Below are 19229 nucleotides of genomic sequence, written 5' to 3' on the forward strand. Positions count from 1 at the left end.
GCGGCTTCACCCACACCGTTACGAGCCGCACCCGCCACGAGATCAGCTCGCGCCGGCACTGGATCTGTGTCCACCGTGCGCCGTCTCGCTCCGGCCGACCGGGCCCGACTGGGACTTGCCGCGCGCGTGGTGCTGCCGCCGCGCGAGCAGGCGGAGTTGGTGCTGCCCCCGGACCGTCCGGATCCGGTCGCACTGTTCGAGGAGCAGGCCCGGTCGCGCATTCCCGAGCTCGTCCCGGTGCGGCACGGCCGGATGATGGTGTCGCCCTTCGCGTTCTTCCGGGGCAACGCCCTCGGGATGGCGACCGACCTTGCCGCGGCGCCCGTCTCCGGCCTCCGGGTGCAACTGTGCGGGGACGCCCACCTCTCGAACTTCGGAGTCTTCGGATCGCCCGAACGACGGCTGCTGTTCGACATCAACGACTTCGACGAGACGATCGCCGGGCCGTGGGAATGGGACGTCAAACGCCTCGCGGCGAGCATCGCGGTCGCGGGCCGGGACAACGGCTTCTCGCGCAAGGAGCGGCGCAGGTGCGTCCTCGAGACGGTACGGCGCTATCGCGACGCCAGCGCCGAGTTCGGGACCATGCGAGCCCTGGACGTCTGGTACGCCCGCGCGGACATCGACGAGGTCGAGCAGACCATGCGTAACAAGCTGACCTCGAGCCGCCGCAAGAACATCGACCAGGCGTTGCTCAAGGCACGCGGCAGCGGAAGCCTCAAAGCCTTCACCAAGCTCTGCGAGATGACCGACGACGGCGTCCGGATCAAGGCCGAACCGCCGTTGGTCGTCCCGATCGCCGATCTGCTGCCCGAGGCGGGCCGGCAAGAGCTCGAGACCGGGATCAAAGCCCTGCTGGACCAGTACCGCAGGTCGCTGCCGCACGAGCTGCGGACGTTGCTCGACCAGTTCGAGGTGGTCGACCTGGCCCGCAAGGTGGTCGGAGTCGGCAGCGTCGGCACGCGCTGCTGGATCGTGCTGCTGCGCGGCCGCGACGACGGCGATCCGCTCTTCCTGCAACTCAAGGAGGCCGGTCCGTCGGTCCTGAAGACGAAGGTCCCGGCTGCGTTCCGGCATCGATCGGCACCCCGCAACGAGGGGGAGCGCGTGGTGGTTGGGCAACGGCTGATGCAGGCGGGCAGTGACATCTTCCTCGGCTGGCAGCGGGTCGACGGTATCGACGGACAGACCCGCGACTTCTACGTCCGGCAGTTGCGGGACATGAAGGGTTCGGCCGCGGTGGAGAAGCTGGACCCGTCCGGCATGACGATGTACGGCCAGCTGTGCGGCTGGACCCTGGCCAGGGCGCATGCCCGGTCCGGCGACCGCATCGCGCTGACGACGTACCTCAACAGCGATGACGCGTTCCCCGAGGCGATGGTCGAGTACGCCGAGGCGTACGCCGACCAGAACGAACGCGACTACCAGGCGTTCCTGGCCGCCATCAAGAGCGGCCGCCTGGACGCTGAAACCGGCTTATAGTCGGATGCTCTAACAGGCAAAAGGGGTTAATGGCTGTTAGAGTGAGACCCGGAGGTGGTTCCGGGTGGTGTACCGGCCCGAGTTGATCGGTGGGCAGCTGGCGGTTGATCTCGTGAACACCGTGGCGTGGCGGCTCGATCCCGAGCGGACGGTTGATCGGTTCGACGATCTGTCGAACGTGGAGCGCTGGCTGCTTGCTGCGGGCGTGAGCGCGGATCCTGCGGTGGTGACCCGGCGGCTGCGCGACGACCTGGTGGCCGCGCGAGACGTCGCGTACGGCGTACTCGCGCCCCTCGCCGTCGGAGACCGGCCCGACCCTGCCGCGATCGACGCGCTGCACGACCTCATCGCCGGAGTCGTGCGGGTGGCATCCGTCGAGATGAGTCCGTTCCGATGGCGAGCGGATGAGCCGGGAGACACCGTACGGCTGGCGGTGTGGCGGCTGTTCGAGGACGAGGATCTCGGTCGGTTGCGTCAGTGCGGGGATGACGGTTGCGGCTGGCTGTTCCTGGACCGGAGCAAGAACGGTTCGCGCCGGTGGTGCAGCTCGGCCGACTGCGGCAACCGGGCCCGCGCGCGACGGCATTACCAGCGCGCCCGGGACGGGACAACCGCATGAGGCCGCCTGCTCGGCAGTCGTTCACGCGCGGGCTTCGCCTCGGCATCGGGCCGGGGCTCGCGACCGCCGTACTGGCGCTGAACTTCGGCGCGGAGGCGCGGGCGCGAGGCTGGGGGACCGCCGTACCGGTGGCGTTCTCCGCGTTCGCGTTCAGCGGCTCGGCGCAGTTCACGTTGCTCAGTTCGTTGTCGGGGGCAACGGTGTTGGCGGCGGTGGTCGCGGCGATGGTGATCAACGTGCGATACCTGGTGATGAGCGTGGCGATCGCGCCGAGTCTGCGTGGAAGCCGATGGGCGCGCATGCTCCAGGCTCAGGCCATCGTCGACGCGTCGTTCCTGGCCGCGCACGAGGAGGACGGCCGGTACGACGTCTGGCGGATGATCGGGGTCAGCGTGCCGCAATGGATCTGCTGGACCGCAGGCACCGCCGTCGGCGCGCAGGCCGCCCCGTCGCCGGATCTGATGCACGAGCTCGGGCTCGACGTGGCGTTCCCGGCGTTCTTCGTCATCCTGCTGATCGACGAGGTACGCCGATCCCGCCGCGCCCTCGTCGCGTGTCTGCTCGGCGGGATGATCTCCGCCGGACTGCTGTTCGTCACCGGTCCCAGCTACGCGCTGCTCGGCGCAGCTGCGGCAACTCTGATCGGACTACGACGAAAGGAGCATCATGAAGCTGTATCTGTGCGTACTGATGGTCAGCGTCGCTAACTGGTTCATGAAGGCCGCAGGTCCATTGGTACTCGGGAAGCGCGACCTCCCGCCGACCGTGGTCCGGGTCACCCAGCTGACCGCGCCGGCGTTACTCGCCGGCCTGATCGTCACCGACCTCGGCGGCCGCACCCTCGACTGGACCCAACTGATCGGCGTCGCCGTCGCCGGCGCCCTCAACCTCACCCGCATCCCAATGCTGCCCGCAGCCGCCGCAGGCGTCGCCACCACAGCCCTCGTCCGCCTCGCGCTGACCTAGGACCCAGCCGGGCGCGTCGTTCTTGCGTTCGTTGAACTAGTCCAGGCTAGTAGCCGGGCAGGAAGAGGCACACGAGGTGGCCGTGGGGATCGCGGATGACGCGGACGCCTTCGGGCTGCGGCTGGGGTGGCAGCGAGTTGTGCAGTCAGTCGCCCTCGATTGGTGGGTATTGCTGGTTGCGGAGGAGGCGGGCCAGGTGAGCCGCGTTCGCGGCGGCGGTTTTTGTGGTGAGGCCGGTGGTGTCGGGCTTCGGGCCGGCGTCGTTGTAGTCGAGCGAGCCCATCGCCTCTCCCACCCAGTACGTCGCTCCGGCGGCCGGGATCGTGAAGCCGACGTCGTTCAACGCCTGCAACACCTCGGCGGTGACGTGATGAGCGCCGTCTTCGTTGCCCACGACACCGACCACGGCGACCTTCCCGTACACCAACGGCCGGCCCTGCTCGTCCTTCTCGGACAGCTCGGCATCCAACCGCTCCAGGACCATCTTGCATACGCTCGCCGGCTGTCCCATCCAGATCGGGGTCGCGATGATCAAGATGTCCGCGGCAAGCATCTTCGCCCGCAGCGCCGGCCATTCGTCGCCGTCGCCCTCGTCGGCACTGACCCCGAACCGGACGTCATGATCGGCAACCCGGACCAGCTCGCCGTCGACGTCATGGTCGGCCAGGGCGGTGAGCAACTCACGCCCGATCAGCTCCGAACTCGACTTCGCCGGTGACTTCCTCAACGAACATCCCAGCACCAACGCCCGCAACGTTGCCATCTGCCATCTCCGTTCCAGATTCTCGAGCCACCCCGGTAGCCAGCAGACAGCCGTCGGAAACCAGCGATCGGTGCAATGGGCAACTGCTCGCTGGTCGCAGTCAGCTCGCTCGGGTGCGTTGCGGGATGGCGTGGGTGCCGTCGCAGAACGGAGGGATGGCGGTGCGTCCGCAGCGGCAGAGCGCGATGGTACGGCGTGCCGCCGCCATCGCCTTGCCGTTCTCGTCCAGCAGCTCGAAGTCTCCGCGCACCAGGATCGGGCCGTCCGGGTAGAAGCGGAGCTGTGCCGCGCTGTCGTCATCCATGGTCATGGACCGCCGGTACCCAGTCCTGCAACGGTTTCTTGCTCGGGTACCGGGTCGCGGTCAATGCCGAGGAGAGACACATGCAACTACCACCACCGCGTGGGCCGCTCAGTACCTGGCTGAACAACCAGCTCAGGGGTGTACAGCGGCCGATCGAGATCTCGCGATCCCGTCAGCCGTTCGCGGACGAGGATCTGCAGCTTGCGCTCTGGATCGCGTACGAGCTGCAGTACCGCGGCTTCGACGATGTCGAACCCGACGCGCAGTGGGACCCGGTGATCATTGCGGCCCGCACCCACTGGGAGCGTCCGTGGATCAACTGGCTCGAGGCCAACTGCCGGGTTCGTCCGACCGACGAGCCGGTCGCAGCTCAGCTCCGGGCGATGATCGAGGCCGACGACGGGCCGCGGCTGGCGCCGTACCTGCGTCGGCACGCCACGCGAGAGCAGTTTCGCGAGTTCGTTCTGCACCGGTCGGTCTACCAGCTCAAGGAGGCCGACCCGCACAGCTTCGGCATCCCACGTCTGGACGGCGCTGCGAAGGCGGCATTGGTCGAGATCGAGTCCGACGAGTACGGCGGCGGTCGCCCGGAGCGGATGCATTCCGAGCTGTTCCGTACGACGATGCGCTGGCTCGGCCTCGACGACACTTACGGCCGCTACGTCGCGGAGGTGCCGGCCGTCACGCTGGCCGTGTCGAACGTGATGTCGCTGTTCGCAATCCACCGCCGCTGGACCGCCGCCCTCATCGGTCACCTGGCCGCGCTCGAGATGACGTCCACGCTGCCCAACCGCCAGTACGCCGCCGGTGCCGCCCGACTCGGCGCCTCGGACGAACAGGCGCAGTACTTCACCGAGCACGTCGAGGCGGACGCCGTGCATGAGCAGATCGCGGCCCACGACCTCTGCGGCAGCTACGTGCAGCAGCATCCCGACGCGATCGGCGACGTCCTGTTCGGCGCCCGCTGCGCACTCGTCGTCGACAACCTCTTCGCCGAACACCTGCTGACCGAATGGGCAGCATCGCCTCGTTACCTTCGCGCGAGCGCCACCGCCACAGGGCGAGTCGCTGAACGAGTCGCGGGGACCGGCATCGAGGGCTGATGAACCGGTTTGTGGCTTGGGCACAGGTGGGGTCGCTGCGGTACATCACCTCAGCGATTCGGGGCTACAAGAGGAACGGAACCATGGAAATCATCGGAGTCATCGTGGCCGGCATCATCATCGGCCTACTCGGAAAGTTCGTCGCTCCGGGCAACAAGGACAACATCCCGATCTGGCTGACCATCCTGTGCGGAATCGGCGGGGTAATCATCGGATGGTTCGTCTACACCGCGTTCGGGGGTAACGGCAGCGCCGGCGTCGACTGGGTGCGCTGGCTCGTGGCCATCGTGATCTCAGCCATCCTGGTCGTCATCGCATCCACAGTGACCGGACGGAACACGACCGCGCGCCGCTGAACCACAAGCCTGCTCGCCCGTTCGAGCCGTCGTCGACGGCTCGAACGGGCGAGTTGTGTCACCGAAGCGCGCTTTACCGCGGCGGTCCTGTGTACCGCCGTGTGATTGTCAGAGTTCTGCTTGCTTCTGCACCTTCTGCTGGAGTTTGTCCTTGGGCAGGCCGGACGTCCCCTTGATGTCGGCGTTACTCGCCTGCTGCGCGAGTTGGTCGCGGGTGATGTCGCCGGGCTGCTCGCCGAGGTGTTGCTTGCGGCTCGCAACGAAGGCTTCGCCCAGTTCGGTACGGCGTTCGTCCGACAAGTTCGACCGCATACCGGGCAGGACCTTCGTCTCTTCCTCCTCGACGTGGTGTGACACCGCGTCGATCAGGTTCTGCAGCGCCTTGTCGAACGCGGCCGAGGTCGGATCTGTCTCGGCGAGCTTCGCGAGCAGTTGGTCGGCCTCGATGTGCTCCTGCTGGCTGTGCGAGACCTCTTCCTTCTCGCCGGCTTCGGCGGCGGCGACCGGATAGACCTCGGCTTCCTCGGCCCGGCTGTGGGCGGTCAGCAGGGTCGTCAGCACCGGGAGCAGGTTCGGTCGCTTCTCCGGATTCTCCTGGAGTTCGGCGAACAGCCGCTCGACCTCGCGGTGGTCCTGCATGATCAGATCTACAACGTCGCCGGGCATCTCATCGTCCTCTCGCACTGTGTGGTGCCCTGCTGGTACCCGACTCGCATGCACTGCTACGACAGAGATTCGCGTGTTTGGCCGAGGGGTACCGGTCGGCTGATCTCCTTGGTGGTACGGCAGTGTGCCATTTCGGTAAGTCCTTGTTGCGAGGCAGAAATGCTGCGCCCGCCGGCCTTGACCAGGCCATCCCCCCACCTTTGGTGCCGTCGTTGTCGTACGGCGGTTGAGGCGCGGCGTCTCGTGACGTCAGTCAATTGCTCCTGGAAGGAGCCGTCACATGTCGCATACGACGAATCAACACTTGAGTGCAGAGAGCCCACCGGCGGATGGTGTGGCCGAGACCGCCCGGGACCAGGCCGGGCAGCTGAAGGAGACGTCGGCCGACGCTGCTCGCGAGGTCGCGGGAACGGTCAAGGAGAAGGTGTCGGATGTGACGTCGGACGTCCGTTCCGAGACCCGGCGGCTGGCGAGCCAGACTCGCCAGGAACTTGCCGGGCAAGCGAGTCAGCAGAAGGACCGTGCCGCCACCGGCCTTCGTTCGGTGAGTGACGAGCTGCGCGGTATGGCCGAGCACGGGCAATCAGGTCTGGGTGCTCAACTCGCACGGCAGGGTGCCGACTTGACCGATCAGGCCGCGGATTTCCTGCAGCAGCATGAGCCTGCCGACCTGCTGGACGAGGTCCGCGGGTACGCGCGCCGCAAGCCGGGCACGTTCCTGCTGATCGCGGCCGCGGCCGGTATCGTCGCCGGACGCCTCACCCGTGCGTTGGCAGCAGGCGGCACCAGCGGTACCCCGAGTAGCAACGGATCGCCGTACAACGGATCGCTGGGTGGCAACGGAATGTCAGAGCCAGCCTCCGACGAGTACCTGGTCCCGCCGCCCGCGGCGCCGATGGGTACGCCGGTCACGCCCCCGCGTGAGCCGGGAACGGAGTGGTGAGATGACTGTGGACGGGTCACCGCCCGGTAGCAGTCCGCAGCGGCTGTCGATGGACGAGTCGGTCGGTCAGCTGGTCTCCCAGCTGACCACGGATCTGGGCCAACTCACGCGCCAGGAGCTCGCGCTGGCCAAGGCCGAGCTCCAGGCGGAGGCGAAGAAGGCCGGCAAGGGCGCCGGGATGCTCGGCGGCGCGGCGTTCGCGGGCTGGATGGTCGCCCTGTTCGTCTCGTTGACGGTGATGTGGGCTCTCGACGAGGCCATGGATCTGATCTGGGCAGCGCTGATCGTCGCGGTGGCCTGGGCGGTCGTGGCCGTCGTCCTCGCGATGTCGGGACGTAAGGAGCTGCAGGAGGTCAACCCGAAACCCGACCAGACGGTCGAATCACTCAAGGAGGACGCGAAATGGCTGAAGACCCGGAAGAGCTGAAGCGCAGCATCGAGCAGACCCGGCGTGAGGTGGGCCGCGATGTCGATGCCTTGACGGAGAAGGTCAGCCCGGGTCGCGTGGTCGGCCGGCGGGTCGACCGGGCCCGCGGCGGCGTCCATCGGTTGAAGGAACACGTGATGGGTTCGGCTGAGTCGGTGGGCGATACGGCGGGTTCGGCTGTGTCGACCGTGCAGGACGCGGGCAGCAAGGTCGGTGACGCCGTCGGTTCAGCACCGGACATGGCTCGGTCACGGACGCGCGGTACGCCCCTGGCTGCGGGTCTGATCGCCTTCGCGGCCGGCTGGGTGGTCGCTGCGGCGCTGCCTGCGTCGACGCGGGAGCGCGAGCTCGCCCACGACACCAAGGACAAGGCGATGGAGGCCGCTGGCCCGGTGAAGGAGCAGGCCGCGCAGGTGGCCCAGGCGCTGAAGGACAACCTCCAGGAGCCGGCGCAAGAGGCGGTCGAGAACGTCAAGCAGTCCGCGTCCGAGGCTGCCACGGATGTGGCGGACGAGGGTCGATCGGCGGCGCAGCAGGTGGCCGAAGGTGCGAAGGATTCGGCGGACAACGTCCGGCAGGCCGGTTCCTCGAGCTGACGAACGGCGTACGGCGACCGGACGTTCCGGGACTGGATGCCGAGAAACCGACCGAGATCCCGGCGTCAGGGCGCGATCTGCTGCTCCAGCAGCTCGACGCTCTGACGTCGGCGCCGCCACGCCCGCCCGGCAACGCCGGGCTGGGACCTCGCGTCCTGACATGCCTCATGGTGTGCCGTCGGTACTCCTGCTGTTCGTGGTGTTCCGTGCGACGGGTGCGGTTCCGGTGCTACTGGTCTGAACACCGGAACCTCGACTGCCTGGTCGCGCGCGATCAGGTACCCGTACCGACCCTGTGCCCGTGCTGAACCCCACAGCCTCGTGCGGTCAGTGGGAGAGGGCGGCGCGGGCCGCGTTGGAGCCGCAGGCGCCGTGGACGCCGCCGCCGGGGTGGGCGGACGCGGAGGCGAGGTACAGCGATTTGATGGCGGTCCCGGCGCGGCCGAGGCCGGGCATCGGGCGGAGTACGAGTTCTTGTCGCAGGCCGGACGTGCCGCCGTTGACGGCGCCGCCGACGAGATTGGCGTCGCGTCGTTCGAGTTCCAGTGGGGTCAGGATTCGTCGTGCGGTGATCGTGTCGGTGAAGCCAGGGGCGTACTCCTCGACCCGTGCCTGGATCCGGTCGGCCATCGCCTCGGCGTCGGCCGCATCCCATCGCCCGGTGAGCTCGCCGCCGGCGTCGTCCCGGATTCGCTGCGGGACGTGGGTGTAGGCCCAGGCGGCCTCCGTTCCGGCTGGGGAACGGCTCGGGTCGGCGGTGGTCATCTGTCCCATCAACAGGAACGGCCGGTCCGGGACCAGTCCGGCGGCCAGCTGATCGGACCATCGGCGCAGATCGTCGACCGAGTCGGCGAGGTGCGCGGTGCCAGGAGCCAGGGCCGGCGTATCCCGCCAGGGGATCGGTGAGCTGAGGGCCCAGTCGACCTTGACGGTGGCAGGGTCCCACTTGAAGAACCGCAGCCGCTGCAGCACGTGGTACGGCAGGTCCTGCCGAGGAATCAGGTGACAGTACAGAGCGGGTGCCGACACGTCCGCGAGTACAGCCCGGCCGGCGTCGTACTGCGTGCCGTCGACGGTCCGTACTCCGACCGCTCGCCGATCCTTGATGACGATCCGGTCGACCGGAGCCTTGCAGACGATCGTGCCGCCGCGGTCGGTGAAGCGGTCGGCCAGTGCCTGGGACAGCCGTCCGGCGCCGCCGCGGGGTACGGGGTATCCGTACTGCTGCGCGATCATGACCAGCAGCCAGCCCATCAGCCCCGAGCCCGTTGCGGTGGGAGCAATGTCCGCGTGCTGCGAGTTGGTTGCCAACAGCAACTTCGCGGCCTCGCCCGTGAACCGCTGGTCGGCGACGGAGCGAACCGGGCGGAGCAGAAGCTGTAGCCGTTTCAGTCCGCGCGGGCCCAGAAGATGGCGGAGCAGGTCGATACCGGCGCGCACAGGCGGGAACGGCGTGAGCAACGCGTCGGTGACGGCCGGGCCGACGCGCTCCCAGTCGGCGTACAGGTCGAGCCAGGCCTGTCCGTCTCCTGCCGCGTGCGCGTCGAGGGCGGCGGCGGTGTCGGGGGGATCGGGGTGGACAAGCGCCCAACCGCCGGCGCGCAACGGATTGCCGACCGGAGACGGCGCGTTGGACCACTCCAGACCGTAGGCGCCGAGATTCAGGTTCCGGATGGTGGGGGAGACCGCCGCGAGCGGGTAGAACGAGCTGAAGGTGTCGTGCACGAACGAGGCATCGACCTCCGTCGAACTGCGGACCGCCCCGCCGATGGCGTCGTTGGCCTCCAGCAGGACGACGTCCCACCCGGCGTCGACCAGCAGGTTCGCGGCAACCAGCCCGTTCGGACCGGCTCCGACGACAACCGCATCGCTCACAGCACTACCGCCTCTCGTCCAGGCTCGCCCGGTACCCTTTCGGCGTCGGAGGATGCCCGCGGGTACAGGTTGAACATGAGCGAGAACGTGTGGGTTGTGCGGGCTTCGGCCGCGGATGTGTTCGCGGTGCTCGGTGACGGATCGTCGTACGCGGGGTGGGTGGTCGGCGCGGCGCGCGTCCGGTCGGTGGATGACGGTTTCCCGGCGGTCGGGACGAGTCTTCACCACTCGGTCGGTGTCTGGCCGTTTCTGCTGAACGACGTGACGACGGTCGAGGAGTTCGAGCCGGACCACCGGTTGGTGATCAAGGTGCGGGCCTGGCCGGCCGGCGCCGGCCGGGTGGAGTTCGTTGCCACCGCCCGCCCCGACGGCTGCCTGCTGGTGATGCGCGAGCAGGCCGTCGAAGGCCCGGCGAACGTCCTGCCGGGCGCCGCGATCGACCCCGTCCTCCACTGGCGCAACACCGAGACACTGCGCCGCCTGGCCTACCTGGCCGAATCACGCGCTGCCCTGCACCAGACCGACGGCGTCGGTACGCCGACGAACTGATCGACGAGCGTTCCACAACGGCCGGCGGTGGCGTCAGTCGATCAATGCGCAGGTTACCCGCGTTTGAGTTCGAGGACGGGGATGGTGCGGATGCCGGCGGTCTGGCGTTCGTACTCGGCGAAGCCGGGGTAGCGGTGGGCCTGGACGGCGTAGATGCGGTCGTGGTCGGGGCCGGTGATCTCGCGGACGGTGACGTCGTACGTCTCGGTGCCGCGCTCGATCGTGGCGTTGCCGGCAGCAACGAGATTGACGTACCAGTCGGGGTTGGTCGGCGCCCCGCCCTTGGTCGCGAAGATGTAGATGCTGTCCGGGTCGTCCTCGTTCGCCAGGTACATCGTCGGGGTGACGTACTCGCGCCCGCTCTTGCGGCCGCGGTGGTGCAGCAGAAGCATCGGCGCACCCTCGAACGGGCCGCCGACCCGGCCCTCGTTGGCGCGGAACTCGGTGATGGTCTGATTGTTCCAGTCGCTCATGTGGCACTCCTGCCGCTTAGGTGAGGTACGCCGCGAGCAGGCGGCCGGCCCGGTCCAATGCCGTGGCGCCTTCGTCGAGGATGGCGTGGTAGGCCTGGAAAACGTGCGGTACGCCGGGGGTGATGTCGAGCGTGACCTCGACGTCGGCAGCCGCTGCTTCGCGGGCAAGGCGGACGGCGTCCTCGAGGAGGACTTCGTGGGAGCCGGCTTGGATGACGATCGGCGGCAGGCCGGTGAGGTCGGCGAAGATCGGGCTGATCAGACCGAGCGCGGGATCCTGTCCGGCGGTGTAGTCGGGGATCCGGGCCTGGAGCGCGTCGAAGCTCATCAGCGGGTCGGCATCGCGTTTGGTCTTCATGGTCGCGCCGGCCAGCGTGAGGTCGACGTACGGCGACATCACGTACGCCGCGGCCGGCAGCGGGAGCGCGTGGTCGCGGGCGTTGACGAGCGTGGCGATCACCAGCCCGCCGCCCGCGGATTCGCCGGCGAGGACGATGTCGGCCGGCGCGATCCCGCGCTCGAGAAGACCCTGGTACGCCGCCAACGCGTCGTCGACTGCTGCCGGATAGGGGTGTTCGGGGGCGAGGCGGTAGTCGACGGAGATCGCCGACGCCTCGATTCGACGGCCGATCTGCGAGGCGAGGTCCGCGGAGAGCGCGGCGTCGCCCATCACGTACACGCCGCCGTGGAAGTACAGGACCGTGTGCCGGGGCTCGATCCCGTCGACGGTGACGTCGGCCGTCGGCACCCCGCCGAGTTCGCCGGCTGTGACGGTCAGGTCGGCAGGCAGCGGCTGTGCCGACAGCAGTGCCTTGAGTTGGGCGCGCTGTTCCTCCAGCCCGATGTCGGCCGGGAATGCGCCCTGTCGCAGGATGGCGTCCAGGGTCGAGCGTTGCTCGGTAGTCACCGACGATCTCCCTTCACCCATGAACCACCGCAAGTCTCACCACCGGCTACCTCCTCCGGCATCGCCGGATTCCGGTGATTCACGCGGCCGGCCGTCAGTCGCCCATGGGACGGGTTTCGGTCCAGTCGACGAGGAGTTTGCGTTCGGCGAAGTACCAGCTGCCGTCGAGCTTCACGAACTCGTCGAGGTAGCGGATGGAGGCCACCATCAGGGTTCGGTGGCCGTCGTCGCCGATCGTGACGTGGTGGGCGATGGTGTAGCTCTCGCCGCGCGCTTTGTTGCCGCTGACAACAACAGTGCTCTGGCCGTTGAAATGTGTGGTTGCGGCGTACTGGTTGAGGTTGTCGAACACCGGCGCGAGCGACGCCCGCCCGTGCAACTCCTGCGTCGGCTCCGCGGAGCTGGCATCCATGTAGACCACGAAGCGGGTGTCCTCGGTGAACAAGGCCATCTGGCCCTGCGCGTCCCGGCGATCCGCGCAGTGCGCGTACGCATCGAAGAGCTCACGGATCGCGAGGCGGTCGGCTGCTTCTTCGGGCGAGAGTGTGGCGTGGGAACTCATGACTTCTCCTCGGCTGAACTAATTTACAGCTGTAAAATAGATCGCTAGGCTGAGCCGGACAAGGGCTGGAGGAGGCCGATGACCGACCGACCGGATCCGCGGATGGTGCGGACCGATCGCGCGCTGGCGGACGCCGTACTGCGGCTTGCGGGGCAGCGGGCGGTGTCGCGGATCAGCGTCGCGGAGCTGACCGAGGCGGCCGGTGTCACCCGGCCGACCTTCTACAACCGGTACCGAAGCCCGCTCGAGCTCCTGCTGACCGTGCTCGACGCGGACCTCGCCGAGGTCTACGAGCGCGAAGAGAAGTGGCGGGCTGCTGAGCGACTGACGGCTGACGAGGCGCTCCGTCGAGCGACCGGCGAGATCGTCGATCATGTCTCCCGCTTCGCGGATGTCTACCGGCAGACGCTCGCGGACCCGGCGGATCGTGGGGTCTATGAGGCCCTGGTCCGGCACTTCACCGAGTACAGCCTGGCCTTCATGGCGGTGACTCCGGATCCACCGGCCGGCGACCGTGAGCTGATGGCCCAGTTCGTCTCGCACGGCTTCGCCGGCGCGATCAAGGCCTGGCTGAGCGACGGAAAACTGAGCAAGCAGGACCTCGTCGACGCCGTCGTCGCCTGCGCGCCGCCGTGGTGGCGTTGACGAGGTCAGTGGCGACTGAGGCGTTGGAGGACCTCGAAGACGCCGGCGATGTCGCGGCGTTCGTAGCCGAGGGCTCGGGCGAGGGTCAGGATCTCGTCGGCGCTGGTTGCTGTCGGCAACGGTACGGCGAGGGTGCGGCCGGTCTCGAGCGCGAGGACGAGGTCCTTCTGCATCAGCCGGATGTCGAACCAGGCCTCGTCGGGAAGCTCGAGCAGTAACGGTTCGCGGGCCTGCAGCATCGGGGAGCCGATCGGGCTGGCGGTCATCACCCGGAGGGCGAGTTCACGGTCGACCCCCGATCGCTCGGCCAGCAGCAGCCCTTCGGCCATCGCGAGGACCTGCACCGCGAGGCTGATGTTGATCCCGAGCTTCAGCGCCAGCCCCTGACCGTTGCCGCCGATGTACGTCGGCTTGCCGAGCTGGCCCAGGACCGACTCGACCTGCCGGTACGCCGTCTCGTCGCCGCCGACCATGATCGTGAGCGTGCCGGCCTGTACCTGCGGGACACTCCCCGACACCGGCGCGTCCAGGAACTCGGCGCCGGCCGCGAGGACGCGGTCCGCCACCTCGCGACTGGCCTGCGGGCTGACGGTGCTCATGTCGATCCAGACCTGGCCGCCGGACAGCGCGGGAGTGATGCTGTCGGCAACGAGCTGTAGGGCCGCATCGTCCGGGATGGAGGTGATCAGGACATCCGCGGTCTTCGCGAGCTGATCGGCGCCGTCGACCCATCGCAGTCCGGCCGCGATCAGTCCGTCGGCCCGCGCACGGGTCCGGCTCGTGCCGTGGACCTCGTAGCCGGCCCCGAGCAGACGCGTTGCCATCGCGCCGCCCATGTGGCCGAGGCCGACGAACCCGATCACGGGACGGTCGCTCGCCGTACTCATCGGTCCGCTCCGATCGCGGTCAGATCGGCGGCGTCGAGCTCCAGTCCGGCCGCGGCGAGAACGCCGTCGACCTGCTCCGGTCGGCGCGCGCCGACGATGGCGCCGTCGACGGCCGGATTGCGCAGCGTCCAGGCCACGGCGACAGCGCCTGGCGTCACGTCGTGGCGGGCGGCAACGGTCTTCAGCCGCTCGACCAGTTCCAGGTTCTCCGACAGCCGCGGTTCGCGGAACTGTTCGTCGTTGCGGCGCCAGTCATCGCTGGGCAGCTGCGCGATCCGCTCGCGGGTCATGGCGCCGGTGAGCAGGCCGGATGCCATCGGCGAGTAAGCGATCACGCCGATGCCGTGCTCGTCGGCGTACGGCAGCTCGGCCTCGATCTCGCGGTCGATCAGCGAGTACGGCGGTTGCAGCGTCTCGACCGGCGCGATGTCCTGGATCTGCTGCAGTTGCGGGATGTCGAAGTTCGAGACGCCGATGTGGCGTACGACGCCCGCGTCCTTCAGCTCGAGCATGGCCGACCAACCTTCTTCCAGGTCGTGCTCCGGGATCGGCCAGTGGATCTGGTACAGGTCGATCGCGTCCACCCCGAGCCGTTTCAGACTCCCTTCCGCCTCGCGCAGGATCGAATCGCGTTTCAGGCTGTGGACGACGGTCCGGTACCGGCCTTCGAGCAGCGATGCTTTCGTGAACACGTACGGGCGTTCGTGCTCGGGCAGCCCGGCGATCGCGCGCCCGACGACCTCTTCCGAGCGTCCGAAGCCGTACGCCGCGGCAGTGTCGATCCAGTTCACCCCGCCCTCGAGCGCCCGATGGATCGCGGCGATCGAGTCGTCGTCGGCCTGCGGACCCCAGCCGAACTCCCAGCCTCCGCCGCCGATCGCCCAGGCTCCGAACCCGATCCGGCTGATCTCCATCCCGGTGTCACCCAGCGAAACGGCCTTGATACCCGCGTCTTTCATCGTCTCCACTCTTCCCCTCGACTGCCTGCTGTCCCCAGCATCGCCAACCGGAGCAGGGCGAGACGTCCTTGCCAGCCGTCCTTCTGTCCCCCTGGTAGCAGGAACATCGGTTGTGCGGTCGGGGCGGCGATGGGACGCTCGACAGGTGTTGAGCCTCGGATGGGTCCGGCTCCGCGGGTCATTGCTGCTGCAGTGCGTGGCCGCGTTGGCAGCCGGAGCTCTTGCTTTCTGGCTGGCCGCTGTCGTGTGTACAGCAGCCCGGGACCACGTGCCCGCGGTGATCATCGGCGTACTGCTGCTGGTCGTTGTCTTCGCCATCGCGCGGCTCGGCGGGATCACGTACGCGCTCCCGGTCGGCGTCGCCGTGATCCTGGCCTTCGACTGGTACCTGCTGCCGCCGTTGCGCACGCTGGACGCGGCCACCGTCCTGCTGCTGGTGCTGTTCCTGGTGATGTCGGTGATCGTCGCCGCGGTGACCGCCGAGGCGGGCCGGCGCTCGGTCGAGGCCGAGAGGGCTCGTGGCGATCTCGCCGACACCCAGGCTGCGCTGCGCCGGCTGGCTCTGCTCGTCGCCGCCGGCGAGCCGCCCGCAACCGTGTTCGGGGCCGTCACGCAGGAGGCGGCGCGGCACTTCGGCGGCGACACGGCCCGGATGATCCGCTTCGAGCCCGACGGTACGGCGACCTTGGTCGCCAGCGACGGGACGACCGGGCCGCATGTCCGAATCGGTGCCCCGTGGGAGGGTTATCCGCCGACCGGCCTGACCGCGACGGTACAGCGCACCGGACAGGCCGCTCGGGTCGACGACTACGCCTCGGTCCCGGGCGGCGAGCCGTATCTGCGCGAAGGCCTGCGCGCGGCGGTGGCGATGCCGGTCCACGTCGACGGGCGGGTGTGGGGGCTGATCGCTCTCGGGTCGAGGCATGGGCCTTTACCGGCCGGCGCCGAGGACCGGTTGACGGACTTCACCAACCTGGTCGCGATGGCGGTGGCGAACGCGCAGAGCCGCGCGGACGTGATGACCTCGAGGGCGCGGCTGGTGACGGCGTCGGACGAGGCCCGCCGCCGGATCGAGCGGAACCTGCACGACGGCGCCCAGCAGCGGTTGGTGTCGCTGGCCCTCGGTCTGCGGTCGGCGGCGACCGGCTTCACCGGGCCGGAGGAGACCCGAGCCGAGATCGAGCAGATCGCGAGGGAGCTCGTCGAGGTGATCGACGAACTGCGGGAGCTCTCCCGCGGCATCCACCCGGCGCTCCTGTCCGAGTCGGGACTGGGCCCGGCGCTCCGGGCGCTGGCCCGGAGGTCGGTCGTCGAGGTGAAGCTCGAGGCCCGGATCGAGGGCCGGCTTCCCGAGCCGGTTGAGGTGGCGGCGTACTACGTCGTCTCGGAGATGCTCGCCAATGCCGCCAAGCACGCGCAGGCGAGGGTTGTCCGCGTGGGGGCCGAGATCTCGGACGGCCGGCTCCTCCTCGTCGTACAGGATGACGGCATCGGCGGCGCCGATCCGGCGCGCGGCTCAGGGCTCGTGGGACTCAAGGACCGCCTCGACGCCCTCGGCGGCTCGTTCACCGTCGACAGCCCGCCCGGCGCCGGCACGAAAGCAGTCTGCGAGCTCCCGATCAGCAGTTGAGTTCCTGCTAGCGGGAACGCGACGATTCCCACCACCCTGCTCACCAGTTGGGTGCTCACCGCGACGACAGCACCACCCGCGCCGCGCGATGCTCCAAGGGTGCGATCACTGCGTAGTACCCAGGAGCTCAAGGAGCGTTTCGAGACGGAGGCGGTCCCGCTACGCCCCCGCCTGTACGTCGCCGCGCTGCGGCTGACTGGAAACCGCGCCGACGCCGAGGACCTGCTGCAGGAGACGTATCTGCGCGCGTACCGAGGCTTCGCGGGATTCGAGCCCGGAACCAACCTGCGGGGTTGGCTGTTCCAGATCCTGCGCAACGTCTTCATCACCAGCTACCGCAAGCGCCGGAACGAGCCGATCACCGTCTCCGACGAGTGGTACGAGACGTCCGGCCGCGTCCTGCACAGCGTCGCCGCCTCTGCCGAAGCCACCGTGATCGACGCGATCCCGGACCATGGCCTGCAAACGGCGCTGGCGTCGCTCCCGGACCGCTACCGGCGCGTCGTCCTGCTCTTCGACGTCGAGGGTTTCAGCTACCAGGAGATCGCCGACATGGTCGGGATTCCGAGGGGAACCGTGATGTCACGGATCCACCGCGGCCGACGGGCTCTGCGGGCGGACCTGGAACGTGCGTCGTGATCGGGATTCTGCGCGAGGCCTGGCACACCGCCGTACCGGAGGACGGCGATCGGCACGGTCCGCTGCAGCCGTTGATGCTCGTGCTCACGGTGGTCACCGGCTTGGTCGACGCCTTCAGTTATCTGTCGCTCGGGCATGTTTTCGTGGCGAACATGACCGGGAACATCGTGTTCGGCGGCTTCGCGATCGCCGGCGTGCCTGGGTTCTCCCTGCTGGCCACGGTTGTCGCGCTGGTGGCGTTCGCCGGGGGAGCGCTGCTCTGCGGGCGCGTGATTCGTCGCGGCGAGGCGCATCGGGCCGGCGTGCTGTACCGCGCCGTCGGTGTGGAGGTCCTTCTCGTCGGCGCGGCGTTCGTCGTGGTCGCGGTGCTCGGAGCCGGCAGCACCCGCTATCCGCTGCTCGTGCTGCTCGGGCTCGGGTTGGGCGTACAGAACGCCGTGGCGCGGTGGCTGGCGGTACCTGATCTCACCACTACCGTGCTCACCCTGACCGTCACAGGTATTGCGGCTGATAGCCGCGCGGCGGGTGGCCCCGGGTCGAGGGCCGGTCGACGCCTGCTGTCCGCGGCAGCCATGCTCGTCGGCGGCCTCGTCGGAGCGCTGATGCTGCGAGCGGGTTGGCACGCGGTGCCACTCCTGGTTGCCACCGTGCTGCTCGCAACGGTCTGCCTCACGGCCCGTCGGCTCGCCTCATCCAGCGCACCCTGGACTCGTAGCCCGTGACGGCTCCATCCGACATACTCTGTGCCATGGCGACCCGGCCGTCACCACAGCAGAGCGACGATGACGCCGCTCGCACACGTGTGCTGCTGGCCGAGGACGACGTACTCCTGCGTGAAGGGCTCGCCCGGCTACTGCAACAGGCCGGCTTCGAGGTGGTCGGGCAGACCGGTGACAGCGCGTGGATCCTTCCGCTGGTGCGTGACGAGCAGCCGGATCTGGTCGTACTGGACATCCGGATGCCTCCGACCAGCACCAACGAGGGCCTGGACGCAGCGCGCCAGATCCGCACCGAGTTCCCTGGTATCGCCATTCTGGTGCTGTCGGCCCATACCGAGGTCGAGCACGCGATGGAGCTGCTGGCGACCGGTGAACGGGTCGGGTACCTGCTGAAGACGCGGATCACGGATGTCGACGAGTTCATCCAGACGCTGGAGCGGATCGTCAGGGGCGGTTCGGTGATCGACCCTGCGCTGGTGCAGGAGCTCGTCAGTACGCGACGCCGCAACGATCCGCTCGGGGGACTGAGCGAGCGCGAGCAGGAAGTCCTCGCGTTGATGGCTGAGGGCCGGTCGAACGCCGGGATCGCCCGGCGGCTGTGGGTGACCGAGGGCACGGTGGAGAAGCACGTCCGGCACATCATGGCGAAGTTGAGCCTGCCCGCGACCGACGACGACCACCGGCGGGTGCTCGCCGTGGTCGCGTACCTCGAGGCCCGCTGAGCGCGGGTCAGGCCGTGAGGCCGAGCACGGTGCGGATCGCCGGAACGGACAGCCTGGTCTTGGGCAGGAAACCCGCCACCGGACTGGCCGAGATGCGGTCCGCGTAGTCCTCCTCGGCGTGCGTGGAGACCAGGATCACCGTGGCCGGTGCCAGCTTGGTCTCGCCGGTCAACCGGCGTACGACGTCGAAGCCGCTCTCCTTGCCGAGGTCGATGTCGACCAGGGTGACATCGGGCCCGAGCTCCCGGGCGAGGCGGACCGCCTCGTCGCCGTTCGAGGCCACGGCCACCACGTGCATGCCCTCGCGCTCCAGTAGACCGCGTGCAGCCGACAGGAAATGAGGGCTGTCATCGACGATCAAGCAGCGCAACTCCATGGCTCCAGGATGCCGAACCGCCGAGCGCCCAACAATCCGGCTAGCTGGAAGCCTGGGCGGC

Annotated in this window: 25 protein-coding genes; 15 read left to right on the forward strand and 10 right to left on the reverse strand. The window is 68.7% G+C overall.

Annotated features, from left to right (window positions below; translation table 11 throughout):
* Positions 1-66 precede the first annotated feature (66 nt).
* The 4 genes from ACFWUU_RS12395 to ACFWUU_RS12410 all read left to right on the forward strand — a co-directional run bounded on the left by ACFWUU_RS12395 (position 67) and on the right by ACFWUU_RS12410 (position 3067).
* A complete protein-coding gene (locus ACFWUU_RS12395; RefSeq protein WP_380175137.1) occupies positions 67-1482 on the forward strand; it encodes a DUF2252 domain-containing protein in 1416 nt (471 codons plus the stop codon).
* Between the two features lie 64 nt (positions 1483-1546).
* Entirely contained in the window at positions 1547-2101 is a 555-nt protein-coding gene (locus ACFWUU_RS12400; protein ID WP_380175139.1) for a CGNR zinc finger domain-containing protein, read from the forward strand.
* A complete protein-coding gene (locus tag ACFWUU_RS12405) occupies positions 2098-2808 on the forward strand; it encodes an AzlC family ABC transporter permease (protein ID WP_380175141.1) in 711 nt (236 codons plus the stop codon). Before ACFWUU_RS12400 ends, ACFWUU_RS12405 begins: the two co-directional genes overlap by 4 nt.
* Positions 2768-3067: an AzlD domain-containing protein gene (locus tag ACFWUU_RS12410; protein WP_137257062.1), complete on the forward strand. Its 300-nt coding sequence runs from the start codon at positions 2768-2770 to the stop codon at positions 3065-3067. The genes ACFWUU_RS12405 and ACFWUU_RS12410 overlap by 41 nt, the downstream gene beginning before the upstream one ends.
* Before the next feature lie 145 nt (positions 3068-3212).
* Here the strand turns inward: ACFWUU_RS12410 and ACFWUU_RS12415 are convergent, their stop codons facing one another.
* Together ACFWUU_RS12415 and ACFWUU_RS12420 are read right to left on the reverse strand one after the other, a co-directional pair.
* Positions 3213-3830: a flavodoxin family protein gene (locus ACFWUU_RS12415; protein ID WP_380175143.1), complete on the reverse strand. Its 618-nt coding sequence runs from the start codon at positions 3828-3830 to the stop codon at positions 3213-3215.
* Between the two features lie 100 nt (positions 3831-3930).
* Positions 3931-4140 carry a CDGSH iron-sulfur domain-containing protein gene (locus ACFWUU_RS12420; RefSeq protein ID WP_380175145.1) on the reverse strand — a complete coding sequence of 70 codons (210 nt, stop codon included), beginning with the start codon at positions 4138-4140 and terminating at the stop codon, positions 3931-3933.
* A gap of 74 nt (positions 4141-4214) precedes the next feature.
* Between ACFWUU_RS12420 and ACFWUU_RS12425 the strand changes: the two genes are divergently transcribed.
* A complete protein-coding gene (locus tag ACFWUU_RS12425) occupies positions 4215-5237 on the forward strand; it encodes an iron-containing redox enzyme family protein (protein WP_380175146.1) in 1023 nt (340 codons plus the stop codon).
* A gap of 83 nt (positions 5238-5320) precedes the next feature.
* Positions 5321-5593, forward strand: coding sequence for a GlsB/YeaQ/YmgE family stress response membrane protein (locus tag ACFWUU_RS12430; protein ID WP_380175148.1), 273 nt, complete (start codon positions 5321-5323; stop codon positions 5591-5593).
* Between the two features lie 108 nt (positions 5594-5701).
* Here ACFWUU_RS12430 and ACFWUU_RS12435 read toward each other — a convergent pair whose 3' ends face one another.
* Complete coding sequence (locus ACFWUU_RS12435; protein WP_380175150.1) at positions 5702-6259, reverse strand: hemerythrin domain-containing protein; 558 nt, start codon at positions 6257-6259, stop codon at positions 5702-5704.
* Positions 6260-6539: 280 nt separating this feature from the next.
* Here ACFWUU_RS12435 and ACFWUU_RS12440 point away from each other — a divergent pair, with 280 nt between their 5' ends.
* From ACFWUU_RS12440 to ACFWUU_RS12450, 3 genes are read left to right on the forward strand one after another with little or no spacing between them, the layout of a single operon-like run.
* A complete protein-coding gene (locus tag ACFWUU_RS12440; protein ID WP_380175152.1) occupies positions 6540-7202 on the forward strand; it encodes a hypothetical protein in 663 nt (220 codons plus the stop codon).
* 1 nt (position 7203) lies between these two features.
* Positions 7204-7629, forward strand: a complete 426-nt coding sequence (locus ACFWUU_RS12445; protein ID WP_380175154.1) for a phage holin family protein — start codon at positions 7204-7206, stop codon at positions 7627-7629.
* Positions 7605-8225, forward strand: coding sequence for a DUF3618 domain-containing protein (locus ACFWUU_RS12450; protein WP_380175156.1), 621 nt, complete (start codon positions 7605-7607; stop codon positions 8223-8225). Before ACFWUU_RS12445 ends, ACFWUU_RS12450 begins: the two co-directional genes overlap by 25 nt.
* A gap of 327 nt (positions 8226-8552) precedes the next feature.
* Here ACFWUU_RS12450 and ACFWUU_RS12455 read toward each other — a convergent pair whose 3' ends face one another.
* Positions 8553-10100 carry a phytoene desaturase family protein gene (locus ACFWUU_RS12455; protein WP_380175158.1) on the reverse strand — a complete coding sequence of 516 codons (1548 nt, stop codon included), beginning with the start codon at positions 10098-10100 and terminating at the stop codon, positions 8553-8555.
* Between the two features lie 75 nt (positions 10101-10175).
* On the opposite strand from ACFWUU_RS12455, the gene ACFWUU_RS12460 reads away from it, so the two are divergent.
* Positions 10176-10649, forward strand: coding sequence for an SRPBCC family protein (locus tag ACFWUU_RS12460; RefSeq protein ID WP_380175159.1), 474 nt, complete (start codon positions 10176-10178; stop codon positions 10647-10649).
* Positions 10650-10702: 53 nt separating this feature from the next.
* Here the strand turns inward: ACFWUU_RS12460 and ACFWUU_RS12465 are convergent, their stop codons facing one another.
* The 3 genes from ACFWUU_RS12465 to ACFWUU_RS12475 all read right to left on the reverse strand — a co-directional run bounded on the left by ACFWUU_RS12465 (position 10703) and on the right by ACFWUU_RS12475 (position 12591).
* A complete protein-coding gene (locus tag ACFWUU_RS12465) occupies positions 10703-11122 on the reverse strand; it encodes a nitroreductase family deazaflavin-dependent oxidoreductase (RefSeq protein WP_380175161.1) in 420 nt (139 codons plus the stop codon).
* A 16-nt stretch (positions 11123-11138) separates the two neighbouring features.
* The gene (locus ACFWUU_RS12470) at positions 11139-12029 is read right to left on the reverse strand and encodes an alpha/beta hydrolase (protein WP_380175163.1); all 891 of its coding nucleotides are present in this window, start codon (positions 12027-12029) and stop codon (positions 11139-11141) included.
* A 94-nt stretch (positions 12030-12123) separates the two neighbouring features.
* On the reverse strand, positions 12124-12591 hold the full coding sequence (locus tag ACFWUU_RS12475) for a nuclear transport factor 2 family protein (RefSeq protein WP_380175165.1): 468 nt from the start codon (positions 12589-12591) through the stop codon (positions 12124-12126).
* A 78-nt stretch (positions 12592-12669) separates the two neighbouring features.
* On the opposite strand from ACFWUU_RS12475, the gene ACFWUU_RS12480 reads away from it, so the two are divergent.
* A complete protein-coding gene (locus ACFWUU_RS12480; RefSeq protein WP_380175167.1) occupies positions 12670-13236 on the forward strand; it encodes a TetR/AcrR family transcriptional regulator in 567 nt (188 codons plus the stop codon).
* A gap of 5 nt (positions 13237-13241) precedes the next feature.
* On the opposite strand, the gene ACFWUU_RS12485 is transcribed toward ACFWUU_RS12480, so the two are convergent.
* Together ACFWUU_RS12485 and ACFWUU_RS12490 are read right to left on the reverse strand one after the other, a co-directional pair.
* A complete protein-coding gene (locus ACFWUU_RS12485; RefSeq protein WP_380175169.1) occupies positions 13242-14123 on the reverse strand; it encodes an NAD(P)-dependent oxidoreductase in 882 nt (293 codons plus the stop codon).
* Positions 14120-15082: an aldo/keto reductase gene (locus ACFWUU_RS12490; protein WP_380175171.1), complete on the reverse strand. Its 963-nt coding sequence runs from the start codon at positions 15080-15082 to the stop codon at positions 14120-14122. Before ACFWUU_RS12490 ends, ACFWUU_RS12485 begins: the two co-directional genes overlap by 4 nt.
* A 145-nt stretch (positions 15083-15227) precedes the next feature.
* Between ACFWUU_RS12490 and ACFWUU_RS12495 the strand changes: the two genes are divergently transcribed.
* From ACFWUU_RS12495 to ACFWUU_RS12510, 4 genes are all read left to right on the forward strand, one after another.
* Positions 15228-16712: a GAF domain-containing protein gene (locus tag ACFWUU_RS12495; protein ID WP_380175173.1), complete on the forward strand. Its 1485-nt coding sequence runs from the start codon at positions 15228-15230 to the stop codon at positions 16710-16712.
* 99 nt (positions 16713-16811) lie between these two features.
* Entirely contained in the window at positions 16812-17351 is a 540-nt protein-coding gene (locus ACFWUU_RS12500) for a sigma-70 family RNA polymerase sigma factor (RefSeq protein WP_380175175.1), read from the forward strand.
* Positions 17348-18073: a YoaK family protein gene (locus ACFWUU_RS12505; protein ID WP_380175177.1), complete on the forward strand. Its 726-nt coding sequence runs from the start codon at positions 17348-17350 to the stop codon at positions 18071-18073. Before ACFWUU_RS12500 ends, ACFWUU_RS12505 begins: the two co-directional genes overlap by 4 nt.
* Before the next feature lie 26 nt (positions 18074-18099).
* A complete protein-coding gene (locus tag ACFWUU_RS12510) occupies positions 18100-18792 on the forward strand; it encodes a response regulator transcription factor (RefSeq protein WP_137257011.1) in 693 nt (230 codons plus the stop codon).
* Positions 18793-18799: 7 nt separating this feature from the next.
* Here ACFWUU_RS12510 and ACFWUU_RS12515 read toward each other — a convergent pair whose 3' ends face one another.
* Positions 18800-19168 (reverse strand): response regulator transcription factor, encoded by a 369-nt coding sequence (locus ACFWUU_RS12515; protein WP_380175179.1) that lies wholly within the window; start codon positions 19166-19168, stop codon positions 18800-18802.
* Positions 19169-19229: the final 61 nt, after the last annotated feature.

Origin of the sequence: Kribbella sp. NPDC058693, assembly GCF_042715335.1 — a bacterium.
Lineage (GTDB): Bacteria > Actinomycetota > Actinomycetes > Propionibacteriales > Kribbellaceae > Kribbella > Kribbella jiaozuonensis.